This is a genomic window from Streptomyces sp. NPDC058257, assembly GCF_042881845.1.
GTDB lineage: Bacteria > Actinomycetota > Actinomycetes > Streptomycetales > Streptomycetaceae > Streptomyces.
In genome coordinates this window covers 117,258-128,930 of record NZ_JBHVXJ010000006.1, presented here as the reverse complement: position 1 = coordinate 128,930, position 11,673 = coordinate 117,258, and the positions used below count along the sequence as shown (strand labels likewise).

Sequence of the window (11,673 nt, the reverse complement as noted above, 5' to 3'; positions counted from 1 at the left end):
TACTCGGCTAGGTCACGCGGCTGCGGTGGAGCCGCCCACCCCCGCCTCGTGCTCGTGGTGGATCGGCATCCCGGAGTCGGTCAGCGGTACGCCCGTCCCGCCCCGCCGCGCGGCGACGATCTCCGCCGCTATGGACAGCGCGGTCTCCTCCGGGGTGCGGGCCCCGAGATCGAGCCCTATCGGGGAGTGCAGGCGGGCCAACTCCTCTTCCGTTACGCCGACTTCACGCAGGCGCCGGTTGCGGTCCTCGTGGGTGCGGCGCGAGCCCATCGCACCGACGAACGCCACCGGAAGGCGCAGGGCCACCTCCAGCAACGGGATGTCGAACTTGGCGTCATGGGTGAGTACGCACAAGACCGTGCGCCCGTCGGTCTCTGCGTCCCGGAGATAGCGGTGCGGCCAGTCGATCACGATGTCATCGGCCTCGGGAAAACGGGTCCGGGTGGCGAAGACCGGCCGGGCGTCGCACACCGTCACGTGGTAACCGAGGAACTTGCCGGTACGCACCAGGGCCGCGGCGAAGTCGATCGCACCGAACACGATCATGCGGGGCGGGGGCACGCTCGACTCGACGAACAGGGTCAGCGGCACCCCGCAGCGCGATCCGCTCTCCGAGACGGCGAACTCGCCGGTGCGGCCCGCGTCCAGCATCGCCCGGGTCTCCCCCACCACCGTACGGTCGAGGTCCGGATGGCCGTCCAGGCCTCCTTCGTACGAACCGTCGGGGTGCACGAGCACGACCCTGCCGAGGAGTTCGGCCGGGCCCAGGGCCACGCGGGCGATCGCCGCCGCCTGCCCCCGGGCCGCGGCCGAGAGTGCCGCCGCGAAGACCTGCCTGCCCGGCGCGTCCACGCCCAGCGGCGTGACGAGGACCTCGATGACGCCGCCGCAGGTAAGGCCGACCGCGAAGGCGTCCTCGTCGCTGTAGCCGAATCGCTCGCGCACGGCCCGGCCGTCCTGGAGCGCCTGGACGCACAGGTCGTACACCGCCCCTTCCACACAACCGCCGGAGACCGAGCCGATGGCCGTGCCCTCGCTGTCGACGGCGAGGGCCGCGCCGGGCGCGCGCGGCGCGCTGCCGCCCACCGTCACGACGGTGGCGACGGCGAAGGCGCGGCCCTCCTCGACCCAGCGGTGCAGCGCGTCGGCGATGTCAAGCATCCAGGGCTCCTCCCGCGTTCAGGACACGGTCGGGCCGGATCGGCAGGTTCCGATGGCGTACGCCGGTCGCGTGCCAGACCGCGTTGGCGATCGCCGCGGCGACTCCCACGATGCCGATCTCGCCGATGCCCTTGATGCCGATCGGGTCGTCGGCGTCCGTGTCGTCCACCCAGTCCGCCTCGATGAGCGGCACGTCGGCGTTCGCGGCGAAGTGGTAGCCCGCGAAGTCCGCGCCGACATGGCCGCCCGACGCCTGGTCCCGGTGGGCCTCCTCGTGCAGGGCCATGGACAGGCCCCAGGTCATCCCGCCGACGAACTGGCTGCGTGCGGTCAGCGGGTTGATGATCCGGCCCGCCGCGAAGATGCCGAGCATGCGCCGCACACGGACCTCACCGGTGGTGACGTCGACGGCGACCTCGGCGAACTGCGCTCCGTAAGAGTGCCGTTCCTTCTGCGAGAGGGCCCCGATGGCCGCGCTCGTGTCGGAGCGCACCGTGATTCCCTGCGGCGGAATGTCGCCGCCCAGGGCCAGCTGCTCGCGCAGCTCACCCACCGCGGCCGTGACCGCCCAGCCCCAGGACCGGGTGCCCATCGAGCCGCCCGAGATCGCCGCCTGGCCGAAGTTGCTGTCGCCGATGCGCACATGGACGCGGTCCTGGGGCACCTCAAGGGCTTCCGCGGCGATCAGGGTCAGCGCCGTCCGCGCCCCCGTCCCGACGTCCGCGGCGGTGATCCGCACGGTGAAGGTACCGTCGGCCTCCGCCGTGACGGCCGCCGTGGACGGCGCGACGATCACCGGGAAGGTGGCCGACGCGGTACCGGTGCCGAGCAGCCAGCGCCCTTCGCGTCGCACGCCGGGACGCGGGTCACGGTCCGCCCAGCCGAACCTGCGGGCGCCCTCCCGATAGGCGGACAGCAGATTGCGGCTGGCGAACGGCAGCCCGGAGACAGGACCCACGTCCGGTTCGTTGCGGGCGCGCAGCGCGATCGGGTCGACGCCGCACCGCTCGGCGAGTTCGTCGAGCGCGGATTCCAGGGCGAACGAGCCCGGGGCCTCGCCGGGCGCCCGCATGAAGGTCGGCGTGGGCACGTCGAGGCGCACCACGCGGTTGACGCTGCGGTGGGCGTCGGAGGCGTACAGGGGGCGTCCGAACCCGGCGCTCGCCTCGACGAATTCATGGACCGTCGAGGAGAGGCTGTGCGCCTGGTGGTCGATGGCGCGCAGCCGTCCGTCGGCGTCGGCGCCGAGCCGCACGCGCTGGGCGGTGGGGCTGCGGTAGCCGGTGAGCGTGAACAGCTGGCGCCGGGTGATGACGACCCTGACGGGGCGGTCGAGCTGCGTCGCCGCCATCACGGCGAGGATCTGGTGCACGCGCACGCCCTTGGACCCGAAGGCGCCGCCGACGTGTTCGGACCGCACCCGTACCGAGGAAGGGTCGAGCGAGAACAGCTTCGCCAGTTCGTCCGCGACCCAGGTGCTGCCCTGGTTGGAGTCGACGACTTCGAGGCGTCCGTTGTCCCAGCGCGCCATCGCCGCGTGCGGTTCCATCGAGCTGTGGTGCTCTTCGGGGGTGGTGTACTCCTCGTCCACCACCTGGGCGGACGAGGCGAGTTCCGCCTCCAGGTCGCCCTTCTCCATCAGCATGCCGTCGCCGTCCGGCGTGTACGTGCCGGGGTGCCCCGAGGAGAACGCGACGTCGTGCGGCTCCTCCTCGTACCGCACCACCAGCGCCTCGGCGGCCTCCCTGGCCTGCTCGGAGGTCTCGGCGACGACCAGCGCCACCGGCCAGCCGACGAACGGGATCCGGTCGTGCTGGAAGACCTCGACGATCGGGTCGGGCTTGCCGAGGATGCTGACGTAGTCCGCGTCGACGCGCGGCGCGTTCCCGTGGTGCAGGACGGACAGGACACCGGGCATCCCGCGGACGGGATCGCTCTCGATCGAGCGGATCCGGCCGCGGGCGATCGTGGAGAGCACCAGCCAGCCGTGGGCGAGTTCGGCGAAGGGGATCTCCCCCGCGTACCGGGCCGCGCCGGTGACCTTGTCCCGGCCCTCCACGCGGGTGAACGAGGTGCCGACGGCGCTCGCGGCCCCGGTGGATGTGGTCGTCGCCGTCATCGCGCGGCCTCCTCGGTGAGCTCGGTCAGCAGGGCGACGACGAGGTTGCGCATCAGCGTCACCTTGTAGCCGTTGTGGGGCAGTGTCCGTGCGGCGGCCAGCTCGGCGTCCGCCGCGGCGGCGAACGCCTCGGCGGTCGCCGGACCTCCCGTCAGGACCCGCTCGGCCTCCCGGGCACGCCAGGGCCGGGACGCGACCGCGCCGAACGCCAGGCGCACTTGGCGTACGACACCGTCCTGGACGTCGATCGCGGCCGCGATCGAGCCGATCGCGAAGGCGTACGACGCGCGCTCGCGCACCTTGCGGTAGCGGGAGTGGGCGGCGACCGGTGCGGGCGGCAGGGTGATGCCGGTGATGAGCGCGCCGGAGGGCAGCGCGGTCTCCAGGTGCGGAGTACTGCCCACGGCCAGATAGAAGTCCGCGAGCGGCAACTCGCCGGTACCTTCCGCCGTTTCGTACGAGATGACGGCATCGAAGGCGGCGAGTGCCACCCCCATGTCGGAGGGGTGGACGGCCACGCAGTGCTCGGTGGCGCCGAGGATGGCGCCGTTGTGGTGTTCACCCCCGACAGCGGGACAACCGCTGCCGGGGTCGCGTTTGTTGCAGGGTTTGGACAGGTCGGCGAAGTAGCCGCAGCGGGTGCGCTGGAGCAGGTTCCCGCCGACGGTGGCCATGTTGCGCAGCTGGCCGGACGCGCCGACCAGGACGGCCTCCGACAACGCCGGGTAGCGGCGGCGCACTTCGGGGTCGGCCGCGAGGTCGCTGTTGGTGACGGTGGCGCCGATCCGCAGACCGCCGTCGTCCGTGACCTCGATCCGGTCGAGGGGCAGCTCGCGTACGTCGATGAGCAGTCCGGGCCGCTCCACGCCGGTCTTCATCAGGTCGACGAGGTTCGTGCCGCCGCCCAGGACGCGCGCGTCGGGGTCGGTGCCGAGCAGCGCGACCGTGCCGGGGACGTCGAACGCCCGCTGGTAACCGAATTCCCTCATGCTACGGCCTCCGCACTCTTGGTCTCGGTGGCTGCCGCCTGCGCGACCGCCTGGACGATCGACACATACGCGCCGCAGCGGCACAGGTTGCCGCTCATGCGCTCCCGGATCTCGTCGGCGCTGAGCTCGGGCACGCCCGCTTCGGGCCGTACGTCGGTGGTCGCGGCGCTCGGCCAGCCCGCCGCGTGCTCCTCGATGACGGCGATGGCCGAACAGATCTGCCCCGGTGTGCAGTAGCCGCACTGGTAGCCGTCGAGGTCGAGGAACGCCTGCTGCACCGGGTGCAGACTCTCTCCTTGCGCCACGCCCTCGATGGTGGTGATCTCGCGGTCCTCGGAAGCGACGGCGAGTTGCAGGCAGGAGACCGCCCGGCGCCCGTCGATGAGGACCGTGCAGGCGCCGCACTGCCCTTGGTCGCAGCCCTTCTTGGTGCCGGTCAGATCGAGGCGCTCACGCAGGGCGTCGAGCAGGGTGGTGCGGTGGTCGACGGGCAGCGTGTGCTTCTCGCCGTTGATGTTCAGGGTGATGGCGCTGGACGTCGATAGGGCCACGATCAGCCTTCTTTCGCTTCTGTCAGCTTCTGTCACGTGAGGGGGGTGCGTCGTGCGGGGCGATCCCGACGGAGAGTCCGGGAAGGGGTTGGCGCTGTGCGTAAAGGGGGTCCGCTCGGGGCACCCATGGCATACGCGATGGAGTGAGCGCTCCGCGGTGATCGCGGCCGACCATCCCCACCGGCTGAGTCTGCCGGTATGGTGCCCCTAAGCGGACAGCTGTCCGTTAGCCTCAGAACTTAACGGACAGCTGTCCGCTTAGCAAGAGCGGCTCAGGCCGTGATTCCCGGTTGGAGGTCGAGTGCACCCGAAGAAGGACGCACAGCTGCGCTCGGACGCGCAACGGAATCGCGACCGCATCCTGGAAGTGGCACTGGCCGAGCTGACGCGCTCCGCGGACGCCCCGCTGAGCGTGATCGCGAAGAAGGCGTGCGTCGGGCAAGGGACGTTCTACCGCAACTTCCCCAACCGCGAGGCTCTCGTCCTGGAGGTCTACCGCTACGAGGTCCAGCAGGTCGCCGACACCGCCTGCCAGCTCCTCGGCACCCGCGCCCCCGATCAGGCGCTGAGAGAGTGGATGGACCGCCTCGCGCAGTACGCCATGGCCAAGGCGGGCCTGGCCGACGCGATGCGCAAGGCCACCAGCACGATGGGCACGCTGGCCGGAGTGGGGCACGGCCCTGTGACCTTGGCCGTCACGCTCCTCCTGAAGGCCAACGAGGAGGCCGGCACCATCCGCCCGGGGATCACCCCCGACGACTTCCTGCTCGCGATCGCGGGCCTCTGGCAGATCGACCCGCACGGCGACTGGCAGTCGCGCGCCGGACGGCTCATGGACCTGGTCATGGACGGACTGCGCGCCGGGGCGCCCGGGCGCTGAGGCGTCACTCGGCGACGGCCCCGTCGAGGACCACGAGGAGCTGGGCCGGGCTCACTTCTTCTGACTTCCGGCCGGCGCCCTGGGCGTATCACGCTGTGAACCCGCAAGCCCCGGTCGCACCCGTCATGACAGAATCTCGCCTTGAACAGCGGCGATGAGGGTGTGAGCGCAGTGACACGGCGGACCAGGACCGGCCCATGGGACCGTTTTGTGGCGTCCGACCCCGGGCTCCTGCGCCTTATGGCGGGGCTGCGGACGGTCGGCTCGATCGCGCTCACGCTCGTCGTTCTCGCGCTGATCGGCACCGACGTCACCCACATGGTCGCGGGCGCCATGACCGCGATGGTCTCCACCTTCGCCATCAAGGAGAAGGAGGTGCGCGGCCAGGCGGTCACGCTCGCGCTCAGCCTGCCCGTCGCGATCACGGCGATCTCGCTGGGTGCGCTGCTGCACGATCAGGTCGTCGCGGGGGACGTCTTCTTCATCGCGCTGATCTTCGGCGCCGTCTACAGCCGCCGGTTCGGCGACCGGGGCACGACACTCGGTCTGATCGGCTTTCAGGTCTACTTCGTCTCGCTGTTCGTGGGCGCCACCACGTCCGCGCTGCCCAGCCTGTACCTGTCTCTGGCCGTCGCCTTCGCGTGCAGTGCCGTCGTACGGTTCGCCGTCGTGCCGGAGACGCCAGGGCGTGATCTGGGGCGGCTGCGCGTCGCCTTCAGAGCGCGGCTCGCGCAACTGGTGGCGACACAGACGGAGCTCCTTGACGCCACGCCCGAGCAGTTGGAGAAGGTACTCGGCGAGCTGCGGCGAGGCACCGCCCGGCTGCACGAGACCGCCCTGATGATCCAGGGCCGCCTGGAGGAGGGCACCCCCGACGCCGCCACGGCGGCGCTGGTCCAACGCCGCGTGGCGGACGCGGAGATCGCGGCGGAACGTCTGGGCGTACTGCTCCTGAACGCGCGCAGCGCCGAACGCGCGGACACCCTTACCCTGCACCTGCCGCACGCGCCCGTACCGGCGACGGGCACCCGCATCCGCGCCGAGGACGACGCGACCGTCACTCTGCGCCGCGATCTCGGCGCGCTGCATCTGCTGGTCGGCCGCCCGGTCGCCGACGACAGAGGCACGGCCCTCGCCCACGTACGCAACAGGCTGCTCGGCTACCGCGACGAGGACAATCTGCCGCGGGCCTCGATGGCCGTCCAGGACGTCTTCCGCGGAATCGGTGAGGCCGCACGCGCCGTGCTCGGCCTGCGGATCGCGCTCGACGGTCCCCAGGACGAGTCGGACGACTCGCCGGCGACGACCCGCTCCCGCGAGGAGTTCGACGCCGAGGACATCGCGATCGCCGGTGCCGAGGAGGCCGCCGAGACCGACGAGGACGACCGCACCGGGCTGCGGCGACCCACCACCAGGGCCGCGTTCCAGGTCGCCGTGGGCTCGACCCTGGCCATCATCGGCGGCGAGTTCCTCTCCACCCAGCGCTGGTACTGGGCGGTGCTCACCTGCTGGGTGGTGTTCCTCAACACCGCGTCCACGGGCGAGATCCTGGTCAAGGGCTACCGACGGCTCCTGGGCACGGTGCTCGGGGTGGTCGCGGGTGTGGCCCTCGCGGGTCTGGTCGGCAACCACACGTGGGTCGCGTTCGCGCTCGTCCTGGTCTTCATCTTCGCAATGTTCTTCACCGCTCCTCTGTCGTACGCGCTCATGTCCTTCTTCGTCACGGCGATGCTGGGCCTGCTCTACACGCTCCTGAACACCTACAGCCTCTCCGTGCTCTGGCTGCGCATCGAGGAGACGGCACTCGGAGCGGCCTGCGGCATCATCGCGGCGGTACTCGTACTGCCGGTGCACACCGACCGGCGCACGGACGAGCTCCTGAACACGGTCCTGACCAGGCTCGCCGACGTCGTCTCCGCGTCGGTCGAGCAGCTCAGTGGAGGCCCGGCGGCCGATCTCCTGGACAAGGCGCGGGATTTGGACACCGCGCTCGACGATCTGCGGGCCTCCATCCAGCCGTTGACCCACCCGATCACTCCGCTGCGCGGCCGCCGCCGTACCGCCCGCTACCTCGTGGCGCTCCTGGAGACCTGCGCCTATCACGCCCGTTCCCTGGCGGCGACGGCCGAGCTCGTGCCGTACAGCAAGAACATCGCGGCCGATCCGCGTCTGGAGCGAGCGGGCCTGCGCATCGCCCACAACATCGAAGTCATCGCCGGGTACGTGGAGGACGACAAGGCCACCGGTGAGGTCGAGTCGGGTGCCAGCATCGCCTCGATGCTGGACGCCGAGGGATCCGGCGCCCCCCGCTCGGGCACGGTGACCTACCGCGTCCTGCGCCATCTGCAGCGCCTCGACGAGGGAGTGGTGGGCCTCGCCCGCCCGCTCGATGTGCCGGTCGAGGGCCGGGGCCGGTCGGCGAGCAGGGCTCCGCGGGTCTGAACGCCTCCAGCGCCCGAGAGGTTCCTGCTCCTGAGGGACCGGTCACCTCGCGACGGCGCTCCTTGGAGCCTGTGCCGCCGCGAGCCGCAGGTGCGCCGCCCCGCGCAGTGCGGTGCGGTGACCGGTGAGCGCGGGGTGGGTCAGGGCCAGGAACCAGGCGTCCAGGGCTGCGTGCATGCCGCAGGCAGCGGCGGCGCGACGGCACGCGCGCAGTCCGTCGACACTGACGATCCACCGGGGCCGGGCCACGACGGTGACGGAGCTGACCCAGCGGTGGGCGTCGGTCAGGTCGTCGGTCTGCATGGCGATCAGTCTGCGCGGGGAGATGACGGCCGAGAGGGCCCGCGCGATGTCACTGTCGTCGGGCAGCAGGGCCACCGGCTCCCCGTCGAGGTCGATCAGGCCGACCAGCTCGATGTACGGAAGGCCGCGGTGGACGACGGTCAGTCGAGCGGCCAGGGCACAGGCCAGCAGCTCGCGGCATTCCTGCTCGGTCAGCGCACTGCGTTCGCGTCGTTCGCGTCGGTCCATGTCCCGGCTCCCCCGGCGGGATGCCCGCTGGGCGGGCAGTGTCCACATCACAGGCGTGATCTGTCGCCGGGGTCCGGGGCGATCCCTCTGCGGGCGAGCTGTCAACTCGCCCCTACAGCGGGCACTTTGACTGTCGTACGAGTGGGGCGCGGAAGCAATACGCCGTGAGGCGGCTTGGGCCGGAGGCTGAATGTCGCCCCCATCGGAGCCGTCAGATGTGTCAGGTGTCCCCGGCGCACCGTGCGTCACCTCACCGGCCGGTCCCCACGTGGCGCAACTCCAGCGGAACCGGGGCGGGCAGCGGCTCGGGCGGGGCAGTGCGGTCGGCACGGAAGGAATCGAGGAGGTAGGCGACGAAACGCCGGGAGGCGGCCGCTGCCGCCTCCTCGGAGCCCACCGCGATGCCGCAGTTGGCCATGAGGAGGAGCGCGAGGTCCGCCGGGTCGAAGTCGGCGCGCAGCCGCCCGGCGTCCTTCGCGCGCCGCACCAGTTGCGCGAAGCCCCGCTCGGCACGCGCGCGTTCCCCCTCGTAGTCGATCGCGTCCGGGAACGCCGTCAGGAACGCGGCGGTGAATCCGCGGTCGGCCACGTGCATGGCGCACACCTTCTCGATGGCCGTTCGGAACCCGCGCCACGGATCGGGGTCCGCGAGGGCGTCGTCGACGACTGCCACGCAGGCCGCGAACTGGTCCGCGAAGACCTCCGTGACCAGGGAGCCCCGGGTGGGGAAGCGGCGGTAGAGCGTGGCCACGCCGACGCCCGCACGGCGGGCGATGGCGGCTATCGGCACGTCGAGGCCGCGTATGGCGAACAGATCGCGGGCGGCTTCGAGGACGCGTTCGCGGTTGTGGAGCGCGTCCGCGCGCAGCCCTGCCGCCGAGGTCGGGGCGAGCTCCGCCGTCGGCCGCGTCCGCGAGGATTCGGGCCGCATCCGAGAGGAATCAGCAGGCATGTTTCTCACATTAGCTCAAGTGGACGGTCCTCTCCGTTTAGCGCGTTAACGTCGCTGACAGTGACATCCAGCGGCCACGGACAGGGATACGGAAACGATGAGTGACATGCGCGCGGCGTTGTACGGCAGCTACGGCTCTCCGGAGGTCCTGTACGAAGGCACCCTGGCGAAGCCGGACGCGGGCCCGGGTGAGGTGCTGGTGCGCGTCCACGCCGCCAGCGTGAACGGCGGCGAGCTGATGGGCCGGGCAGGGAAGGTGCGGCTGGTGACGGGACTTGCCGGGCGGGGCTTCCCCAAGCGCACGGGGATCGACTTCGCCGGTGAGGTGGCGGCTCTGGGCTCCCCCGTGCCCGGCCTCGCGACGGGCGACCGCGTGTGGGGCGCCCTGGCACGGTCCCAAGGATTCGGCAGCGCGGCCGAGTTCGTGGTCGTACGCCCTCGGCAGCTGGCCCTCGCTCCGGCCGGACTTGATCTGGTCAGGGCCGCGGCCCTGCCCGGTGTCGGCACGACGGTGATCACGGCGCTGCGGGACAAGGCCCGTCTGGCGGCGGGCGAGCGACTCCTTGTGCGTGGTGCGAGCGGCGGCGTCGGGAGCGTGGCCGTCCAGCTCGGGCGGGCGTACGGCGCACATGTCACGGCGCTCGCGAGTGCCAAGAACCTCGGCTTCGTGCGGGAGCTCGGAGCCGATGAGGCCTTCGACTACACGACCACTGGGCCGGCCGACCTCGACCGCTTCGACGTCGTACTCGACACGGTCGGCACGGAGTTGAGCGCATTCCGCCGACTGCTCGCACCGGGAGGCCGCATGGTGGCGGTCACCTTCGACGCCCGGCGCATGGCCGCGTCGCTCTCCTACATCATGGGGTCCACGGTGTTCGGTTCGCGACGCGTGCGGATCTTCAGCGGGAACCCTGGCCACCAACTCTTCGCGGAACTGACCCGGTTGACGCAGAGCGGTGCGATACGGCCCGTTGTGGACAGCGTGTACCCACTGGCTGACGTCGCCGGTGCGCACCGTGCGCTGGAGGCGGGCGGGGTCCGAGGGAAGCTGGTGGTAGACGTCAGGGCATCACAGGTGACGGAGCTGAGCTGAGGCCTTCGCTCAGGCCTTGCGGCACGGGCAGGGACTCCAGCAGGAACACCGCCGCTTCCCGCAGCGGTACGGGGATCACGGGCCCGCGCCTCTCGTCGAGCAGGCCCGACGCCGTCCCTTCGAGTGTCCGGGTCGTCCGTACGGACCCGATGCGGGCGGCACGGGGAGCGAGCTCGGCGATGAGATCCTCCGCCTCTCTCCAGGCTCCGGCGCGCGCCAGAGCCGCGAGGAGTTGGGCGGCGAACAGGTTCCGGTAGGAAGGACCTGGCGCGGCGACCGCCTCGTACAGAAGGGGAATGGCCTGATCCCACTGGCGCAGTCGGGCAAGGACCCAGCCCTGGTGTCCCAGGAGTTCGGTCTGGTCGATCCACCAGGCCCAGGGCGGGTCGTGACGCGAGACGCCGTCCAGGAACCGGCTCTGGGCGCGGGCCATCAGGTCGATGGGCTCCCGATGTCCGCCCAGCAGCGCGATCGCGTGTGCCTGGCGGATCAGTACGAGGCTACTGACCCTGGCGGGGAGCACTCGTGTCCCGCTCGCACGCGCCGCTGTCGCCAGGGCGCTGCGCGGCGCCCCCGTATGGGCCTTGAGCATGCTGTCGTTCAGCAGGACGAAGCGGGCCGTCCAGCGGTCACCGCAGAGCTCCGCCAGGGCCAGCGCCCGTGCGTTCATCCGGTGGGCCTCGCGGTAGAAGCCCGCGTCGAAGAGGACCCACCCGATGACTTCGCACAGTTCGGCGAGCCCCGCGAGCCGGTCACTGCTCCAGGAACGCAAGGCCTCGGGGCCGGCGGACAGTTCCGGGATACTCCGCATGGCCTCGCGCACGGCGGGCATCGCGGAGGTCGCACCGGACGTGGCGTCGAGGGCCAGGAGGCGCTCTGTGGTGCGGACGACCCTGGGAGTCATCTTGCAAGGGTGCCAGGGGCGCCGCACCGGGCGCGGGCGGTTCACGTCCTT

Annotated in this window: 10 protein-coding genes; 3 read left to right on the top strand and 7 right to left on the bottom strand. The window is 71.4% G+C overall.

Annotation, left to right across the window (positions count from 1 at the left end):
• Positions 1-12: 12 nt before the first annotated feature.
• Genes ACFVXC_RS17245 through ACFVXC_RS17230 form a run of 4 tightly spaced genes read right to left on the bottom strand, consistent with a single transcriptional unit; the run spans position 13 to position 4,820 of the window.
• Positions 13-1,161, bottom strand: coding sequence for an XdhC family protein (locus ACFVXC_RS17245; RefSeq protein ID WP_389906146.1), 1,149 nt, complete (start codon positions 1,159-1,161; stop codon positions 13-15).
• Positions 1,154-3,280: a xanthine dehydrogenase family protein molybdopterin-binding subunit gene (locus ACFVXC_RS17240; RefSeq protein ID WP_389906144.1), complete on the bottom strand. Its 2,127-nt coding sequence runs from the start codon at positions 3,278-3,280 to the stop codon at positions 1,154-1,156. Before ACFVXC_RS17240 ends, ACFVXC_RS17245 begins: the two co-directional genes overlap by 8 nt.
• On the bottom strand, positions 3,277-4,269 hold the full coding sequence (locus ACFVXC_RS17235; protein ID WP_389906142.1) for an FAD binding domain-containing protein: 993 nt from the start codon (positions 4,267-4,269) through the stop codon (positions 3,277-3,279). Before ACFVXC_RS17235 ends, ACFVXC_RS17240 begins: the two co-directional genes overlap by 4 nt.
• On the bottom strand, positions 4,266-4,820 hold the full coding sequence (locus tag ACFVXC_RS17230) for a 2Fe-2S iron-sulfur cluster-binding protein (protein ID WP_389906140.1): 555 nt from the start codon (positions 4,818-4,820) through the stop codon (positions 4,266-4,268). The genes ACFVXC_RS17235 and ACFVXC_RS17230 overlap by 4 nt, the downstream gene beginning before the upstream one ends.
• 301 nt (positions 4,821-5,121) lie before the next feature.
• On the opposite strand from ACFVXC_RS17230, the gene ACFVXC_RS17225 reads away from it, so the two are divergent.
• A complete protein-coding gene (locus tag ACFVXC_RS17225) occupies positions 5,122-5,700 on the top strand; it encodes a TetR/AcrR family transcriptional regulator (RefSeq protein ID WP_389906138.1) in 579 nt (192 codons plus the stop codon).
• Positions 5,701-5,862: 162 nt separating this feature from the next.
• The gene (locus tag ACFVXC_RS17220; RefSeq protein ID WP_389906137.1) at positions 5,863-8,142 is read left to right on the top strand and encodes an FUSC family protein; all 2,280 of its coding nucleotides are present in this window, start codon (positions 5,863-5,865) and stop codon (positions 8,140-8,142) included.
• A gap of 42 nt (positions 8,143-8,184) precedes the next feature.
• Here the strand turns inward: ACFVXC_RS17220 and ACFVXC_RS17215 are convergent, their stop codons facing one another.
• Together ACFVXC_RS17215 and ACFVXC_RS17210 are read right to left on the bottom strand one after the other, a co-directional pair.
• A complete protein-coding gene (locus tag ACFVXC_RS17215) occupies positions 8,185-8,673 on the bottom strand; it encodes a hypothetical protein (protein ID WP_389906135.1) in 489 nt (162 codons plus the stop codon).
• Positions 8,674-8,923: 250 nt separating this feature from the next.
• Positions 8,924-9,625 carry a TetR/AcrR family transcriptional regulator gene (locus ACFVXC_RS17210; RefSeq protein WP_389906134.1) on the bottom strand — a complete coding sequence of 234 codons (702 nt, stop codon included), beginning with the start codon at positions 9,623-9,625 and terminating at the stop codon, positions 8,924-8,926.
• Between the two features lie 106 nt (positions 9,626-9,731).
• On the opposite strand from ACFVXC_RS17210, the gene ACFVXC_RS17205 reads away from it, so the two are divergent.
• Positions 9,732-10,718: an NAD(P)-dependent alcohol dehydrogenase gene (locus ACFVXC_RS17205; RefSeq protein WP_389906469.1), complete on the top strand. Its 987-nt coding sequence runs from the start codon at positions 9,732-9,734 to the stop codon at positions 10,716-10,718.
• On the opposite strand, the gene ACFVXC_RS17200 is transcribed toward ACFVXC_RS17205, so the two are convergent.
• Positions 10,687-11,622 carry a DNA-binding protein gene (locus ACFVXC_RS17200; RefSeq protein WP_389906132.1) on the bottom strand — a complete coding sequence of 312 codons (936 nt, stop codon included), beginning with the start codon at positions 11,620-11,622 and terminating at the stop codon, positions 10,687-10,689. The two genes, ACFVXC_RS17205 and ACFVXC_RS17200, sit on opposite strands and share 32 nt — an antisense overlap.
• Positions 11,623-11,673: the final 51 nt, after the last annotated feature.